The organism is Trinickia sp. NRRL B-1857, assembly GCF_050470685.1.
Lineage (GTDB): Bacteria > Pseudomonadota > Gammaproteobacteria > Burkholderiales > Burkholderiaceae > Trinickia.
The window spans coordinates 76687-93791 of the sequence record NZ_JBFLUK010000011.1; the positions used below are offsets into that span (position 1 = coordinate 76687).

15 protein-coding genes and 1 pseudogene are annotated in these 17105 nt (G+C 61.4%); 3 read left to right on the forward strand and 13 right to left on the reverse strand.

Features of this window, described 5'->3' with window-relative positions; all coding sequences use genetic code 11:
* Positions 1-8: 8 nt before the first annotated feature.
* The 4 genes from AB1286_RS21410 to AB1286_RS21425 are packed head-to-tail and all read right to left on the reverse strand — an operon-like array spanning position 9 to position 3943.
* The gene (locus AB1286_RS21410) at positions 9-2066 is read right to left on the reverse strand and encodes a chemotaxis protein CheA (protein WP_430365259.1); all 2058 of its coding nucleotides are present in this window, start codon (positions 2064-2066) and stop codon (positions 9-11) included.
* Positions 2063-2386: an STAS domain-containing protein gene (locus AB1286_RS21415; protein ID WP_430365260.1), complete on the reverse strand. Its 324-nt coding sequence runs from the start codon at positions 2384-2386 to the stop codon at positions 2063-2065. The genes AB1286_RS21410 and AB1286_RS21415 overlap by 4 nt, the downstream gene beginning before the upstream one ends.
* A gap of 33 nt (positions 2387-2419) precedes the next feature.
* On the reverse strand, positions 2420-2788 hold the full coding sequence (locus tag AB1286_RS21420; RefSeq protein ID WP_430365261.1) for a response regulator: 369 nt from the start codon (positions 2786-2788) through the stop codon (positions 2420-2422).
* 9 nt (positions 2789-2797) lie between these two features.
* Entirely contained in the window at positions 2798-3943 is a 1146-nt protein-coding gene (locus tag AB1286_RS21425) for a methyl-accepting chemotaxis protein (RefSeq protein ID WP_430365262.1), read from the reverse strand.
* Positions 3944-4511: 568 nt separating this feature from the next.
* On the opposite strand from AB1286_RS21425, the gene AB1286_RS21430 reads away from it, so the two are divergent.
* Positions 4512-5072, forward strand: a complete 561-nt coding sequence (locus AB1286_RS21430; protein WP_430365263.1) for an HD-GYP domain-containing protein — start codon at positions 4512-4514, stop codon at positions 5070-5072.
* Here AB1286_RS21430 and AB1286_RS21435 read toward each other — a convergent pair.
* Positions 4969-7788 (reverse strand): putative bifunctional diguanylate cyclase/phosphodiesterase, encoded by a 2820-nt coding sequence (locus AB1286_RS21435; protein ID WP_430365264.1) that lies wholly within the window; start codon positions 7786-7788, stop codon positions 4969-4971. The two genes, AB1286_RS21430 and AB1286_RS21435, sit on opposite strands and share 104 nt — an antisense overlap.
* 342 nt (positions 7789-8130) lie before the next feature.
* Between AB1286_RS21435 and AB1286_RS21440 the strand changes: the two genes are divergently transcribed.
* Positions 8131-9258 carry an aminotransferase class V-fold PLP-dependent enzyme gene (locus tag AB1286_RS21440; RefSeq protein WP_430365265.1) on the forward strand — a complete coding sequence of 376 codons (1128 nt, stop codon included), beginning with the start codon at positions 8131-8133 and terminating at the stop codon, positions 9256-9258.
* Positions 9259-9406: 148 nt separating this feature from the next.
* Here AB1286_RS21440 and trpS read toward each other — a convergent pair whose 3' ends face one another.
* The 3 genes from trpS to AB1286_RS21455 form a co-directional block, all read right to left on the reverse strand.
* Positions 9407-10420 (reverse strand): tryptophan--tRNA ligase, encoded by a 1014-nt coding sequence (trpS, locus tag AB1286_RS21445; RefSeq protein WP_430365266.1) that lies wholly within the window; start codon positions 10418-10420, stop codon positions 9407-9409.
* A gap of 292 nt (positions 10421-10712) precedes the next feature.
* Entirely contained in the window at positions 10713-11330 is a 618-nt protein-coding gene (locus tag AB1286_RS21450) for a glutathione S-transferase family protein (protein ID WP_430365267.1), read from the reverse strand.
* A 75-nt stretch (positions 11331-11405) separates the two neighbouring features.
* Positions 11406-11771 carry a hypothetical protein gene (locus AB1286_RS21455; protein WP_430365268.1) on the reverse strand — a complete coding sequence of 122 codons (366 nt, stop codon included), beginning with the start codon at positions 11769-11771 and terminating at the stop codon, positions 11406-11408.
* A gap of 89 nt (positions 11772-11860) precedes the next feature.
* Between AB1286_RS21455 and AB1286_RS21460 the strand changes: the two genes are divergently transcribed.
* Positions 11861-12307, forward strand: a complete 447-nt coding sequence (locus AB1286_RS21460) for a MarR family winged helix-turn-helix transcriptional regulator (protein ID WP_430365269.1) — start codon at positions 11861-11863, stop codon at positions 12305-12307.
* A 49-nt stretch (positions 12308-12356) separates the two neighbouring features.
* Here AB1286_RS21460 and AB1286_RS21465 read toward each other — a convergent pair.
* The 5 genes and pseudogenes from AB1286_RS21465 to AB1286_RS21485 form a co-directional block, all read right to left on the reverse strand.
* Positions 12357-12534 (reverse strand): annotated as a pseudogene (locus tag AB1286_RS21465) (alpha/beta fold hydrolase); the annotation flags it as partial.
* Between the two features lie 52 nt (positions 12535-12586).
* Complete coding sequence (locus tag AB1286_RS21470) at positions 12587-13714, reverse strand: Rieske 2Fe-2S domain-containing protein (protein ID WP_430365270.1); 1128 nt, start codon at positions 13712-13714, stop codon at positions 12587-12589.
* A 249-nt stretch (positions 13715-13963) separates the two neighbouring features.
* Positions 13964-14824: a F0F1 ATP synthase subunit gamma gene (locus AB1286_RS21475; RefSeq protein ID WP_430365271.1), complete on the reverse strand. Its 861-nt coding sequence runs from the start codon at positions 14822-14824 to the stop codon at positions 13964-13966.
* Positions 14821-16362: a F0F1 ATP synthase subunit alpha gene (locus tag AB1286_RS21480; RefSeq protein WP_430365272.1), complete on the reverse strand. Its 1542-nt coding sequence runs from the start codon at positions 16360-16362 to the stop codon at positions 14821-14823. The genes AB1286_RS21475 and AB1286_RS21480 overlap by 4 nt, the downstream gene beginning before the upstream one ends.
* Positions 16346-17098, reverse strand: coding sequence for a F0F1 ATP synthase subunit delta (locus tag AB1286_RS21485; protein WP_430365273.1), 753 nt, complete (start codon positions 17096-17098; stop codon positions 16346-16348). The genes AB1286_RS21480 and AB1286_RS21485 overlap by 17 nt, the downstream gene beginning before the upstream one ends.
* Positions 17099-17105: the final 7 nt, after the last annotated feature.

Below are 17105 nucleotides of genomic sequence, written 5' to 3' on the forward strand. Positions count from 1 at the left end.
CTGAAGTTCTAACAGGCGACGAGCGCCGGGCTGCTAGCAGTGGGGCCGGCGGGGCCCGCCATGGCCATGAGATCAGCGATGTCGAGAATCAGTGCGACGTCGCCGCTGCCGAGAATCGTCGAGCCGCTCACGCCGCGCACCTTGCCGAACATTTTCGACAGGGGCTTGATGACGGTCTGCGCTTCGCCGAGCAGACGATCGACGAGCAGCCCGAACCGTTGCCCGGCATGTTTGACGACGACGATGTTCGGCCGTGCGCTATGCGGGCCTTCGAGCTCGAAGCGCTCGCGCAGCCGGATGAACGGCAGCACTTGTCCTCGCAGGTCCGTATAGTCGTGGTCGCCGCTCGACGAGAATTCGACGCACTCTTCCACCGCATCGAGCGGCAAGATGAAGATGGAATCCCCAACGCATACCTGAAATCCATCGATGATCGCGAGCGTCAGCGGCAAGCGAACCGAGATCGTTGTACCGATCCCGGGCCGGCTATCGATGGCGATGCTGCCGCGCAATGCCGTGATGTTGCGTTTCACGACGTCCATGCCGACGCCGCGTCCCGACAAATTCGTCACGCGCTCGGCCGTCGAAAAACCCGGCTCGAAAATGAGCGCGTAGATCTCGTCGTCGGAGAGCGCCGCCTCGGGCGGCACGATGCCGCGCTCGACGGCTTTGGCGAGGATGCGGTCGCGATCGAGGCCGCCCCCGTCGTCGCCGACTTCGATCACGATGGACCCGGAGTCGTGAAAGGCGTTTAGCGTCAGCTTGCCATGCTCGGGCTTGCCGCGAGCAAGACGAATCTCCGCGGACTCTATCCCGTGGTCCATCGAATTGCGAACGAGGTGCGTCAAAGGATCGCCGATTTTCTCGACGACAGTCTTGTCGAGTTCCGTGTCTTCACCCTCGACGACGAGTTCGATCTGCTTGCCGAGTTCTTGCGCGACGTCGTGGACGACGCGGCGGAACCGATTGAACGTCCCGCCGATTTTGACCATGCGCAACTGAAGCGCGCTATCTCGTACCTTTTGGATCAAGCTGCTCAGCGTTGCCGCGGATTCGCGCAGCTCCGCGTTCTGTGCTTTCCGCGCTGCAAGCTCCGTACTCGCCGACGCGGTGATGAGCTCGCCCACGAGATCGATTAAGAGATCGAGCTTGTCTGCATCGACGCGGATCGAGTGGGAATCCGACGACTTGCTTTCGCGAGCGGCGGCGGAGCGCGTGGGGCCGGCGGCGGTTGCAGTCTGCTGGCCTGGCGAGTCGAGCGCGGCACCTCGGACGGGGTCGGCCTCTGGCTCGGCAAGCGGCTCAGCGATAGGCACGGCTGCGTCGCCATCGCGCGCCTCGATTCGCAGGGTGCAGTCTTCGCGAATGAATTCGAACGCGCCCTCGACGGCTTCTTTGCCGGCGTCGCTGACCAACTCGATTTCAAGGCTGAGGTAGCAGGCTTCGGGATCGAGGGCATCGAGCGCCGGCACGCGGTCGGCGTTCGTGCTCACGCTCGTGACGTCGCCGAGCCGCGAGAGGTAATGGATGATCGAGAGCGGGTCCATCCCGTTGCGCAGCACGGGTTCGCCGCATTGCAAGGAGATGTGCCAGCACTGGGCGAGTGGCGCGGCGGCGGCTTTATCTCCCTCGTCCGCGCAGCCGCTTGCCACCGGGTCCGAGGCATGCGCGGACGCGCGGAGATAGCGGCCAAGTGCGTCGACGAGCGGCTGCGCCTGTGCGAGGAGGGCCTCGTCTTCGCAATGGCCCCGCTCGGCCGTCAGTTCGACGAGCAGGCCGATATGATCGCCGCAGGCGAGCAACAACGAGATCAGCGATTCGTCGATGGCGATTTCGTTGTCTCGCACGCGGTCGAGCACGCTCTCCACTACGTGCGTGAACGCCACGATGCCGTCGAGTCCGAACAGGCCCGAGGATCCTTTGATCGTGTGCGCGGCACGGAAGACGGCGTTGATTTCGTCGCTCGGATCGGCGATCTCGCGGATGCCGAGCAGGCTGCTTTCCATCTGCGCGAGCAACTCGCGGCTTTCGGCGATGAATGTCTGAAGCGCGTCGTCGATATTCACGAAATGGCCTCCGTGTGCGCCGAAAGCGTTTCGTTCGACTGTTCGAGCCGCGCTAACGTTTGCGCGAGACCTAGCAAAGTGAGCGTCGCCAGCACGGTGTCGCTTGCTCCGACGAATTCGCAGGCTCGTCCCAGGTCCGATGCGCTGCGTCGCATAGCGACGAGCAACTGAGCGCCGGCGCTATCGATCTCGGGCACGGCCGACAGGTCGACGCACAGGGATTGCGGATGCGCGAGCGCATCGAGCAGCAACGCCTTGAGTTCGGCTGCGTGATAGATCGTCAACGGCGTGTCGATCGATACGGTATGAGCTGAGTTCATCGCCGGGGTGTTCCGTTACGTTACGCGTTCGGTTTAAGGCAGTACCAGCTTCTCGACGGCCGCGAGCAACTGCGGCGGCTGAAACGGCTTGACGACCCATGCCTTGGCGCCGGCCAATTGGCCCTCGCGCTTCTTGGCGTCTTGGCTTTCCGTCGTCAACATGACGATCGGCGTGAACTTGTACGCGGGCATTTGTTTAACGGCCTTGATGAATGAAATGCCGTCCATGTTCGGCATGTTCAGGTCGCTGATCATCAGATGGACCTTTTGCCCTTGTAGTTTCGCTAGCGCGTCCTTGCCGTCGCAGCCTTCGATGACTTCGTAGCCGGCGCCGCGAAGCGCGATGCCGACGACTTGCCGTACCGACGCGGAATCGTCGACGATCATGATGGTCTTAGCCATGGGTGGTCCTCAAAAGAAAGTAATGTCGGAGGTCGATTCGGCCGCCGGTGCGGTGGCGTGGGCGTCGCTTTGATGCAGCGCGCGCTCCTCGGCCATGGCGTAGGTTTGCTCGAGTTCGTCGAGCAACTCTTTGGCGTCGAGCGAGGGTAGGGCGACACCGGCCTCGTATTGGCCGCAATGCCGATCGACGACAGACGGCAGGCGTTCGATGTTCGCCTTAACGTGCTGCATGATCTGGCTCACGCGGTCTTGAAACTGCAACTGCACCAACGCTTCGTAGACCTCCGCCTTGATGCTGCGGCTTTCGTCGCGCAACTGGTCGGCGGCCGACTCGAGCGAGTGAGTGAACGCGCGAAATCGCGTGAGGACTTGTTCGATCGCGTGCTCCGAGTCGGACATGGCGGCGCTGTCGTGCTCGGCGGTCTGCTCGGCGGCAAGCGACGCCGAGACGATCGCGGCGCGGATCGTCTCGATCTTGGCGGCGATATTGGCGCCCGTTTCGCTCGATCTGCGCGAGAGCGCGCGCACTTCCTGTGCGACGGTTGCAAATCCACGGCCGATGTCGCCCGCGTGCGCGGCTTCGATTGCGGCATTGATGGCGAGCAAGTTCGTCTGTTGCGTGACGAGCTTGATTGCTTCGACCATATCGCGCAGCTCGTCGATGAAGCCATGCAGCCCTTGCACCTGCGCGAGCATCGCGGCCTTGCTATCCATCGCGGTGCGCAGCCGTTGAACGACGGCCTGCAATTCAAGCTCGCTCGATACATAGACATCGCCGCCACCCGATGCGCCCGCGCCGCCCGCCGAGGTATTCAGTGCGGTATCGAGCCGCGATGCGATACCGCCGAACCGCTCGCCGAGTGCAGTGATCGCCTCTTCCATCTGTTTGCGCGAAGACTCGATATGCCTTGCCCACACGGGGGCGAGGGTCCCGCTGAACGTGCGTTGACTGTCGAAGTACCGCATCAACTGTTCGACGACGCGTGCATCGGCATGGCGCTGCCGCAAACCGGCGGCAATGCCGGCGATCGAGAGAACGGCGCCGATCGCGACCGCGCCGGCGCCGGCCCACAAAACGGCAAAGCATGCCAGCGCGCCGGCACAGCCGAGTATCGGGCCCGTCAACCAAAGAAGCTTATCTTGCGGGTGCGTCATTAGCTTATCGATCACTATTAAACGATACGAAAATCAGTACTGCCCCGTATTCGTCAATGCGCGAACCCCGGGTATGAGCGCGTTTACGTTCAAATACGAGTTTTCTTGATGGGGGCAAAACGGGCGCGAAAGTGAAAACGCCTCCGCCCGCCGGGGAGGGGCCCTGGGCGAGGAAATGGGATTTCGATTTCCCTCCGGTTCAAGAAAGATTCTCTCGCCACGGCGGACGAGGCGCCGATTTCATACTTATTTGACCGATAACGGGTTTTCGCTAGTCCAGTGAAACGAATGCGGTCTCGCCAAACAATGGGTTTCGCTACTTCATCGGCCCTTTTTACAGCGAAGAAATAGGGAAGTGTGCATTCCAGGAAATCTCGTATTCGCGGTATTCATTTCCCGTAGCGTAGGTGCCGTCGTCGAAAGAACCGACGACAGTTGCGATAAATCAACTACGGTGCCGGTGAGGTCGATATGATCGCGCTGGCCGAACTCATGCCGGTATTTAAAACAACGTGAGAATGCAATGTTGAATGTAGGGCCTGTTGCGGCTCACCTCGAGTGCTCTCATGTGGATCGCGCGCTTTTCGTCGCTTTGGGCGAACGGGACGCCGACACATCGGGGCATTGCGTGCGGGTGGGACTATTGAGTGAATCCATAGGGCGCGCGCTGGGCGTTCGAGACGACGACCTCATCACGCTGAGGGAAGCGGGGTTCGCGCACGACATCGGGAAGATTGCCATCCCGGACAGGGTACTGTTCAAACCCGGCCCGCTGGATGCCGGCGAGCTCAAGCAGATGCAGACGCATAGTGAAATCGGGCGGCGGATCTTGGTGTCTCAAGGCCGGCGTGGCCCGGCACATGACCGAGTAGCCGAAGCGGTTCTCCATCACCATGAACGGTACGACGGCGCGGGCTATCCGTCGGGGCTGAAAGGAACCGGTATTCCGCTTTGGTCGAGAATTATCGCCGTGGCCGATTGCTTCGATGCGGTGACGACGGCGCGCCCCTATCACGACGCTATGCCTATGAACAGCGCGCTTGATCTGATTGCGGCTGGATCGGGATCGCATTTCGATCCGGACGTGGTTCGGGCGTTTGTTGCGTTGCCGGCGCTGGCGCAATGTTAGGGCCGGGCGATTGAGCAAGACCTTGAAATTGGTCGACATAGGCGGGGATGCTTGCGGCCGCCAGCGGCTTGGAGAAGAGGTAGCCCTGAATGATCGAGCAGCCGTCCTCTATGAGGAAATCCAACTGCTCGTCGCGTTCGACACCTTCCGCGACAATCTCGAATTTCAAACTCCGCGCAAGCGCACTGACGGCGCGGATGATCGATTCGTCCGCATGACTCACGCCGATTCCGCGGACGAACGACATATCGATTTTCAGCCGATTGGCGTGAAACGTCCGTAGGTACGACAGACTCGAGTATCCGGTGCCGAAATCGTCTATCGCGATCGATACGCCCATTTGGCTAAGCGCACGCAGTGTTTGAAGCGCGTTCGGCGCGACGAGCGCTCCCTCGGTGATTTCGACTTCGAGCCGGTGAGGGGCCAGACCGGTAATCGCCAGCGTGCGTTGCACGACGTCGAGAAAATGCTCGCGTGCCAGTTGGCGTGGCGATACGTTGACCGACATATTTATGCCGGGCAAGGCGCTCTCCCAGCGTTTGGCTTGCATGCAAGCGGTATGCAGCACCCATTCGCCGAGTTCTTCGATCAGCCCGTTTTCCTCGGCGAGCGGGATAAAGACGGTAGGGCTGACGACGCCCAGTTCCGCATCGCGCCACCGAATCAGCGCTTCGACCCCGCAGACCCGATTCGCCCGAACGTCGATCTGCGGCTGGTACACCAATTCGAATGCCTTATGCTCCAGCGCATCGCGCAACCGGCGCGAAAGCTTGATACGTTGGTCGGATACGCTGGCTAGCGTTTGATTGAAGCGTTCCACGCCGTTTCGTCCGTTGGCTTTGACGTGATACATCGCGAGATCGGCGTGCTTCAAAAGCGTCTGTGCGTCCTTTCCGTCCTCCGGGTAGCAAGCCACGCCGATGCTCAGTTGCACGGACAATTGCGTGTCGTCGATTTGGACGGGCGCGCCGAACGCTTGAATGAGACGTTCGTGCAGCGTGGCGAGCCGTTGACCGTCGTACGGGTTCGCGAGCATCGTGACGAACTCGTCGCCGCCGTAGCGCGTGACGATGCCGTCCGCGCCTAGGCAATCGGAGAGTCGGCGCGCGACCTCGCACAGTAACCGGTCGCCCGCGTTGTGGCCGAGGCTGTCGTTGACGTCCTTGAAGTGGTCGAGGTCCATGAACAGCAATGCAAAAGGGCGTTCTTCCTCGAGCGCCTGATCGATCAGTTCATGCAGCGTAACGCGATTCGGCAAATTCGTTAGGGCATCGCGACGCGCCTGCATAACGAGTCGATCGCGCGAATCGATCAGTTCGGTGAGGTCGCTAATCACCGAGATGTGATACGACGGAGTGCCACGCTCGTCGCTTACCGCGGCGACATGCAGTTGATTCCAGAACGATGCACCGTTCGCCCGCCGGCATTGGAGCAGCTTGCTTGCGTCCACGCCCTTCTCGATGATGCTTCTGATCTGCGGAAAAAGCTCACGGCCGGTGCCGCCGGAACACAGGGCTTCATAGTCGTTGCCGACAATGCCGCTCAGTGCGTAGCCCGTGATTCTCTCGAATGCAGGGTTGGCGTACTTAATGATTTGCCCGTTGTCGGTCGCGCGCGTAATGAGCACCCCGTTGCCGATCGCGTCCAGCGCACGGCTGCGCAGACGCAGCTCGAGCTCGGCGTTCTTTCGTTGCGTGACGTCGATGGCCGTGATGAAACAGGCATGGCGCTTTCCATACGTCAGGAAGTGATAGGACAGGTCGACGTAGACCAGCGCGCCGTCGCGTCGCTGATGCCGGCATATTCCCGCGGCTCCGCTGCTCGTGGCCGCGGAGCGCGTCGCCGCCAAATCGCGCAGGAATGCGCGCGAGTCGGCTTGCGCATACAGCGACGCCATACTGCGCCCGGAGAGTTCGGTGCTCGAATAGCCGTACTGCGCGGCGGCGGCGCAATTCGCGGTGATGATCTCGAGCGTTTCCACGTCGAAGATCAGCATCGGCAGCGGATGGTGATCGAAATACTCGCGGAATCGGCGTTCGCTCTCCGCCGCGACGACGCGTGCGCGCTGCCGAGCGAGCCCCGCGCGATAGTGCGCGACGAAGGCATAGCCCAATAATACGCAGGCGACCAAGGCGCTGACGGCGAGGACCAGGCCTTCGACTTCCATATGCCGCGCTGCGCTCTCGGCCGCTGCTTTGAGTTTGACCGTTTGCTCGTCGCGCAGTACCGTGAGTTGCGAAGCGATTCGTTCGAGCAAGCGATTGGCCTCCAGCAAGCCGGCGCTGTCGACCGAGGCCCGGCCTTCATCTAAGCGGGCATTGATGGCGATGTCGGCTTGCAGATAAGCCCATCTCGCGGTTTCCTCGCGCAATGACTGGATGGTGGCCGCACTCTGCGGCAGACGCGCATAAGCCGCGCTAAGCCGCTGGAAACACCGCGTCGCCATGCCCACGCGCGAGACCGGCCAGGCGAACGACGCCAAACGGGCGCTACCGAATCCTTGCAGGAAGTCCGCATTCGCCCCGAGATAGAGCGCTTGCAGCGTGTCGATGTCGTTGCGCACTTGAAAGGCGTGGGCGCGCTCCACATGCAAATGCTCGCGCCAGCTCAACGTGTAGGCCACGCCGGTGCCGAACATGGCGAGCCCCAATAACACGAGCATGACCGTGACGGGGAGCCGACGATCGGTGCGTAGATAGCGTGGCCACCGCCGCATAAATGTTCGGGCGGCGTCGAAAAATGAGCCGGATGTCATTGGTTCATTTGGAGCCCGGGGGCGCTGACTCAGGTTCTTGCAAATGGCACGGGAGGAGATGGCGCGATGGTTTGGCTTAAACCAAGCGATGCGGCCTCGCTGGGTTCCCGACCAACGCTCTATCGGCGGATTCAGCGAAAACTTAATGCGCGCAAACTCGGGGCGTGTTTGGCCGTCGCCGTCCGACCCTAACTATCGACTATCGTGCGGTAGCGGTTGTCGCGACGGTCGGGCGACTTTTTCACTTGAAAGAGAGAAGTAAGACATACTGCGCATATTGTTTATCCGTTATCGGAGGCGCGTATGCCAGGTCTACTTCCCAATGTCGATCGCGATGGACTCCTCGAGTATTCGGTCGTATACACCGATCGCTCGATCAACCATATGTCGCAACGCTTCCAAGGCGTGATGCGCGACATTTCGAGCGCCTTGAAGAAGGTCTACAACGCCAAGGCGGTCGTTGTGGTCCCAGGTAGCGGAACGTTCGGCATGGAAGCCGTTGCGCGTCAGTTCGCGACGAACAAGAAGTGCCTGATCATCCGCAATGGCTGGTTTAGTTTCCGTTGGTCGCAGATCTTCGATATGGGCGGCATACCGGCCGAATCGACGGTGTTGAAGGCGCGTCCCGTGGAGCAAGGAAGGCAGCCTGCTTATGCGCCGGCTCCGATCGAAGAGGTCGTGGCCGCCATCCGGGAACACAAGCCCGACCTCGTTTTTGCGCCCCACGTCGAAACGGCGTCCGGGATGATGTTGCCCGATGCCTATATGCGCGCGGTGGCCGATGCCGTGCATGCGGTCGGGGGCATGTTCGTGCTCGATTGCATCGCCTCCGGTACGGTCTGGGTCGATATGCAAGCCACCGGCGTCGATGTGCTGATTAGTGCACCGCAAAAAGGGTGGAGTGCCTCGCCGTGCTGTGCCCTCGTCATGCTCGGCGCGCTCGCTCGCGAAAGGATCGATGCAACGACCAGTACCAGCTTCGCCTGCGATTTGCGCAAATGGCTGCAAATCATGGAGGCCTACGAGAACGGCGGACACGCTTATCACGCCACGATGCCGACGGACAGCCTCTCGACGCTACGAGACGTCATCAAGGAAACGGAGGCATACGGCTTCGACAAGGTGAAGGCCGAGCAACTCGAACTCGGTAAGCGTGTTCGCTCGCTATTGGTGGGCAAGGGGTTTAAAAGCGTCGCGGCCGAAGGTTTTCAGGCACCGGGCGTCGTGGTCAGCTACACCGACGACGACGGCGTTCGATCGGGCAAAAAGTTCGCCGAGATCGGCTTACAGGTCGCGGCCGGCGTCCCACTGCAATGCGACGAAGGCGAAGACTTCAAGACGTTTCGCATCGGGCTATTCGGTCTGGATAAGCTGCATGACATCGACGGCGCGGTTGCTAGGTTCGCCGGCGCGTTAGACCGTATTGCTTGATCCGTATCGCGGCGGCGACGTCGAACGACGTGCTTCGCGGTGTCAATTTTGTGCATCCTCTTCAGTTCACCGCGCAGGAGCGGGACCGCAAGCTTGCCGAGCTTCAGTCGCTCGGCGTGCATGTGGCCCGATCCGCCTTTCTCCGCACTCAGTAGAAATAGCTGAGACCTAGCGCGCTTTTGACTTGCGACAGCGTCTGCCCAGCCACCTCTCTCGCACGCATCGTGCCGCGTCGTACGATAGCCATTACTTCGCCTCGGTCTTGCGCAAACGCCTGGCGGCGCGTACGGATCGGTTCGATCAACGACTGAAGGCGCTCGTCGAGCACTCGCTTAACGACGCTGTCGCCGAGTCCGCCGCGACGATAGCGAGATTTGAGCTCGTCCACCTTTTGCACGTCCGGCTCGAATGCGTCGAGAAATGCGAATACGACATTGCCTTCCACTTGCCCCGGATCGCTGAGGCGCAGGTGATTCGGATCCGTGTACATACGATTGACCGCGTTCGTGATCTCGTCGGGGCTTGCACCTAAAGTAATCGCGTTTCCAAGGGACTTACTCATCTTTGCCTTGCCGTCGATGCCGGGCAAGCGAGCGACATTCGATAGCACGGCTTCGCATTCGACGAGCACCGGCTGGTCGACCGTGTTGTTGAAGCGGCGCACCAATTCATTGGTTTGCTCGATCATGGGGAGTTGGTCGTCGCCTACGGGTACATGCGTTGCCCGGAACGCGGTGATATCGGCGGCCTGACTTACCGGATAGGTTAGAAAGCCCGCGGGAATATCGCGCTCGAATCCGCGAAGACGAATTTCTTCCTTGATGGTGGGGTTGCGTTCTAGCCGCGCGACGGTGACGAGATTGAGCAGGTACTGGGACAGTTCGGCCAACTCCGGCACTTGCGACTGTATGAGGATGGTCGACTTTTGAGGATCGATGCCTACCGCAAGATAGTCGAGCGCGACTTCGAGTACGTTTTCAGTGACTTTTCGATGTCGACCGACGTTGTCGGTCAAGGCCTGCGTGTCGGCGAGCAGCAAGAACTGATTCGCTTCATGCTGAAGTTCGACGCGGGCGCGCAGCGAGCCGGCATAGTGGCCGAGATGCAGCGGACCGGTGGTTCTGTCGCCGGTCAATATAGTGGGGCGGTTTGCGCAGGTCATGGGCTGGGGTCTCAAGTGTTTGATGACGCCAGCCGTCGGCGAACGGAAACAAAAATGCCGCCAGGGCTGGCGGCATCACGTTTGCGAAATGTGCGAAATGCGTGGGGAAACGGGCCGCCGGATTCAGGCGCGCCACCAACGGTGCAAGTTCAGCGAGTTGGGTTTCGTATCCATGACGATGAGTATAGCGCAATCGACTCAATCACCAAGCTCGTCGTCGTTCGGTTTGCATAGCGTTCACGGCTTCTTCAAATCTTTCTAGACTGAATTAGGGAACATCGACGCGTCGCTCTCATGCCGCCTTGCGTGCTTCGGCGATACGCTGCGGCGCTTCCGGCCGGGCATACAAGCGTTCCAGATAGGCTTGCAAGCGCGGGAATCCATCGATTAGATGAAATTCGTTCGCCCAATCGATCAGATAGACCGTCACGCAATCGGCCACCGTAAGCCGCTCGCCGACGATGAACGTGCGCTTATCGAGGTGTTTGTCGAGGATCGCGGCCATGGCGACGAAATCCTCTCGCGCAAGCGCGATGTCGGCCGGCAGACGCTTATCGGGCGGATAAAGCATCGTATGCCGAGTGATTCTCCAGAGTGGCTGTTCGAGTTCGGTGACCGCAAAGAGCATCCAGCGATAAGCTTGTGCCCGCTCGCCGAGATCGGCGGGCAGGAGGGCTTTCTCGGGGTATTTGTCGACGAGATATAGAACGATCGCCGCCGATTCGGGAATGACGCGATCGCCATCGATCAGCACGGGAACCTTCCCCGCCGGGTTGATCTTCAAGAATTCCGGGCGTTTGTGTTCGCCCTCGAGCAAGTTCACCGATATGTATTCGAAGTCGGCATCGACTTCTTTAAGTCCCCACAGCGCGCGCTGCGAACGCGTTCCGCCAAATCCATATAGCTTCATCGCAACTCTCCTAACTATCGCGAATGCCCGCTTGCGGGCAACGAAGGTATCGATTCCTGCGACGCACTTTGCCGCTCAAGCGCCGGGGATCGGAAGAATGGGCATGACCTCGACCGACTCGCCCGGAAAGATCGTGAAATGAGGGTGCGCCTCGAACATCTTGGCTGCGTCTTCGTGCGACGCGCTACGCACGACCGTGAAGGCCGCCAGTCCGTTGGTCGTATCGTGGATGCCGCGTTCGCCGATCGACTTCGTCTTGCCGAGCGGACCGCCCATCTCGACGATCGCCGCTTGGTGCTTCTCGACCCAGGCTTTCCAGGCGCCCATGCCTTCTTGCTCGCGTGCACGCCGCGCCTCGTCCGAAAGCGCATTCCAAGCTTTCATCCGCGGGCTTTCTTTGCTGCCGAGGAAAACCGCGAGAAACAGTTGTGGATCTTGCATACGTCCTCCATCCGGTCACGGCATGACGGCAACCGGGTGTTGCCGCTCTTGCCGTTGACAATATAGGTTGATATCAACATAATGACAACATGTCACACGTAAAAAAGCTTCCTTTCGAAACGACGCTCATGGTGCGCGATTGCTGCCTGTGTTTGCACGCGCAGCGGGCCGCGCGCAATCTCGCGCGCATATTCGACGATGCGTTGCGCCCGGTCGACCTCACGAACGGGCAGTTTTCGCTGCTGATGTCGCTGAATCGGCCGCATCCGGCCTCGATGAAGGAGGTGTCGTCGCTATTGGCGATGGATCGCACGACGCTCACGGCCGCGCTCAAGCCGCTCGAGCGGCGGGGTCTCGTGACGATCGAACAAGACCAGGAGGATAAGCGCGGCCGTCGGCTCAGCCTAACGGCCGACGGAGATCGATTGCTCGCTAAAGCGTTTCCGATTTGGCAGCAGACGCACGCCGAAATCGATAGCCAATTTGCGGCGGGGGAACTCGATCAATTGCGGCGGCAGTTGCACAAGCTTTCGTAGGCACTCGGTCTCGGGTTACTTGCCAACGATCCGCTGTCCTGCACCGTGCGACGAACCGAGCGACGTCTCGATCGAAGCGTTCGGCCTCCTCGATGAACGGCGCGTGCCCCGCCTGCGCATACACGAGGCCGGCGATGCGTGGATTCAGCGCGCTCACCCGAGCGAGGGTCGCCCAGCGCATCGTGTGCGCCGTGGATGAGGAGCAGCGGCGCGCGCGCTTGCTCAAGACGCCAGCGAAAGGCGCGGTACCGCCGGTGGACTAGGCGCAAGCGCCGGCGGCTACGATACCGCCGCCTGCGTGGTCGTGTCGACCACCTCTCGGATCGGTATCACCGTCGGGCCGCCGCAGTTCCTCAGCAAGTCGCGCAGCTCGTTGATCACCGGAAACACTTCGTGATTCCAATCGGCGCCCTGCTGGTCGTGCGCCTCTTGCTCGCGTTCGACGATCCAGCGGTCCTCCTTGAAGATGCGTTCGGTAAACCAAACCAATAGCGGCCAAGCCATATCGAGCGCAAACGGAATGCCGGGCTTGCGGATCGAAAGCAGGCCGAAGGTGCGGTTGGTCCGTTGCGCGGCATCCAACGGCACATAGACGATCCAGAGGTCCATGACCAACGTGCCGCCGCTCGTGCGGATCTGAAGCGTTTGGTACGGATAGCCGGTGCGTACCGTCATCACGTCCTTATCGTCTTGCGCGCCGTCTTTTTTGGCGCCGCCGAACACGAGCGCCTCGCCGACGGGCTGCTTGCCCTCCATCCGCGCGAACGTGTAGTCCACTTCCACCCAATCGTCGCCGCGCCGGCGGCCCAGCGAGCGCGCACGCATCTGTCCCATCTGCTTTCTATGCAGAAACTGGTGGTTCATGTCCATCAGGTTCTCGTGCATGAAGGAGTAGTGGCACTTGACCTCGCGGCCGAAGCGGCGGGTCTTGTAGGCCTTGTCCTCGACCGATGGCAGGGCCGGGAGCGGCCGATCGTCGGCCAGCGCGGCGTCGCCGGGGAAGACGAAGATCAACCCGTACTGCTCGCGGCAGGGGTAGGCACGCACCCCGTTCGGCAGCCGCTCACGTCCCAAATACGGGACATCGACGCATTTGCCGGTGCAGTCGTAAGTCCAGCCGTGATAGCCGCAGCGGATCGATTCGCCGTCCACCACGCCGGCATGCAGCGGCACTTGCCGGTGCGCGCATCGATCTTCGAGCGCAAAGATCGCCCTGGACCGGGTCCGCACGAGCACGATCGGATCTCCCGCGAACCGCACCCCGAGCGTCTTGCCCGGTTTCAGTTCGCGCGACCAGGCGAGCGGATACCAGTGATCGGGATGGATGGATACCCGGCGCAGATCGCGCACAGGCGCGGTCGCGGTCGAGTCAATGGCACTGCTGCTCGGCAACGGCATTGCATGCATGCGTAACACCTCCTTCCATATCGGGAGCCGCGGCGCTCGCCGCGAGTGGGCGTAACAGGGAACAGATCTGGCGCAGTCTACGCGAAAACGGGGCGTCGAATCAGTAGGGGGCGCACGAACCTGTATTCGAGCGGCGCCGCCACGCGGGACGCGGGATCGCACAACGAATGCCTTGCGCGTGGGCGTCCATTGCTTCGACTCAACGCACTACAGGTGTCCAGAGTGTCAACCTGCACGACCACAGTGGATTCATTGAGCGAAGCGGCTGTCGATGGTGGACAATTCAATGATTTCGGCGGTGATCTGCTCCTGACGCAGACGGTGAGAATCCCTCGTCAGCCGTTGAGCCGTCTCGTCGATGTTGCGTCGCGCGACGATCATGGCACGCATTCGCGCCTCGTTTTCGGCCGCGAAAGAAAGGACGATTGCTTCGCAAACTTGTGTGTACACGTATTCCTCGGTCAGTCTCTCCAGCAACTGGCGAGTAGGAAGCGTAGTCCTTGGCGGGAAAGGGCGGTTCACCGGTTTGAAGCGCCGGAAATCGAACGGCAATAGCGATGTCGTCGTGATCGCTGCGCCACCGACCGATTGCGACGCTCCATGCACGATCGCCACGCGCGATATATTTCCGTCTTGCAAGCGACCATACAACGCGTTGACGATTCTGGCCGCAAGATCGGGGACTGCATCGGCATGGACGACCATTTCGGCGGACCATGCGACCGGTAGCCCCGATTGCGCGGCGATGAGCCGGGCTCGATCGCCGATTACAAAGTATTCGACCGAGCCTGCCGAGGGCGTTTGCGCCGCCTGCATGACACGGTGGTTGAATGTGCCGACAAATCCCTGTTCCGCGCCAATCACGACCACGATCCGCGCCTCGGTTGACGGGGCGGATATCGGAACATGCGGGGCACTGGGAGGCAAGGCGAGTGTCATAGCGTCGGCAATCGCGTCGCCGATTTGTTCGGCGCACGCGCGGATGCCCGGCAAGCGGGCGAGCGCCTCGCGCGTGCGTGCAGCGGCGATGCCGCGCATCGCAGTAACGACCGATGCGAGTTCCCTGACCGTATCGAGACGCGCCAGAACCTCGCCGAGCGGGTTGCTCATCGGCTGCTCCGGCCGTCCGCCGGATGCGGCACGAGATCCCGGACGATTCGAACAAGCGTCGACCGGTCATCCGGCGGCAATTCATCGCCTGCTTGCAGGATTGGGTCAAGCCTTGCCGCGATCCCGGTGGCATCGAGGCGCGCGGGAAGGGCGCCACGAACCGCCGCAACCGTTTCGGGCGGGCAGGCGTCGAACACGCCATCGGCCAGTGCGAGCAACAACGCGATTTCCCCGACCGGTCGGAGCGGTGCGAAACGCGGTTGGGCAATCAATGCACGGATGCGTTCGCCGCGGACCATCTGCGCTGCCACTCTCGTGTCGCTCAGTCCACCGAAGCGGGTAAACATCTCGAGTTCAAGAAACTGAGCGTAGTCGAGCCGCAACCTCCCGGCGGCTGTGCGTAACGCCGCGATCTGCGCCTTACCGCCCACGCGGCTGACGCTCAGCCCGACATCGATGGCAGGGCGCTGGTTCGCGGCGAACAAACGCGCATCCAGCACGATCTGCCCGTCGGTGATCGAGATCAGGTTGGTCGGGATATAGGCGGCCAGGTTTCCTGCGTCGGTTTCGGCGATCGGCATCGCGGTAAGCGAGCCGCCTCCGCGTTCCGCGGAGAGCTTGGCCGCACGCTCCAGCAGGCGAGCATGCAAGTAGAAGATGTCGCCGGGGTAGGCCTCCCGTCCCGGCGGCTCCCGCGTGAGCAGCGAGAGTTCACGGTGGGTCGCCGCATGCTTGGTCAAATCGTCGATGACGACGAGCGCATGCTCGCCACGGTCCCTGAAGTACTCGGCGATGCTGAATGCCGCGAACGGTGCAATCCATTGCAGCCCGGGCGGGGCGGCTGCGGACGCGACGACGAACACGCATCGTTCAGGCGCGCCATGCTGGCGGACCGCATCGATGACGCGTTCGACCGCCGTCGCACGCTGGCCGATCGCCACGTAGACGCAAACCACATCGGAATGTTTCTGATTGACGATCGTATCGATCGCGATGGAGGTCTTCCCGGTCGCACGATCGCCAATGATCAGCTCCCGTTGCCCGCGCCCGATGGCAAACAACGCATCGATCAGCACAATGCCGGTTTCAACAGGCTGCGATACCAGCGCTCGCTCGATGATTGCCGGCGCGGGGCGCTCGACCGGAAGCGAGGCGGTACATTTCAACGGTTCATCGCGGTCAAGAGGCCTGCCGAGAGGGTCGACGATACGACCGAGCATGCTTGGACCCACGGGTACTTCAACGACGCGTCCGGTTGCCGATACGCGCGAACCTGCGACGATACCTTTGCTACTGTCGAGAAGAACGCAGCTCAACGTATCGGTATCGAGTGTGAGCGCGAAGCCGAATTGGCCACCTTCGAACTGAAGCAACTCGTTCAGTCGGACATGCGGCAGTCCGCTGACGCGCGCGATTCCGTCGGCAACGTGTTCGACACGTCCGACCAGCTCGGCTTGCGGCACGAGGCTGAGTCTCGCGAGCGCGGCCCTGCCCCGGGTCAGCCACGCGGTTTCGGCGGTGTCAGGCATCTCGTTCATCGTCATCGAGCAAAAGGTCGGCCTTCAGGGTGTCGAGATCGTGCCGAAGGCTGTTTCGGACGATGACATGCGGGGCGACGAGTTCAAGCCCAGCGATCAATTTTGGATCGACCTCGGTCTGCAAACGTAATTCGTGGCCCGACGCGGCAGCTAGGGCCACCTCGCATTGTTTCAATTCGTCCTCGCTGAGGGGCCGAGAGACGATCAGATGCAACGGTTCGGCCCCGCGGCCGAGCTGTAGACGATCTTCATCCGGCAGTGCGCGAACGGCGTCGGCAAGCGGGGTGATGAAGCCTTCAACCAGCGTATGCGACGGGAACCGCGCAAGCAGGCGAGACGCTACATCCAGTGCAAACTCGGTGGCACGTGCTGCTTCGACGCGCGACGCATTTTTCCGCATGATCTCAACGTCTTGTTCAGCGGACGCGCGCAACGCATCGGCTTCGGTGCGCGCCGTCGCGAGCAGTGACGCTCTGAGGCGTTCGGCCTCGGCCGATACCTCGCCAAGACGTTGCAATCGCAGCGTGTCCAGTGCCGCGACCTCGTCCGCAGCGTGCTTGCGGTCGCGTTCCGCAGTGTCGCGCGCCACCGAAGCATCTTGAATCAAGGCGTTCGCTGCTTGCTGGCGGTCCGCCATGATCTTGGCGACCGGCTTGAATAGGAAACGCGAAAGCAGCCAGACAAGCACCAGCACGTTGATGGTCTGAAAGCCGAGTGTCCACCAGTCGATGCGCATGTCGAAT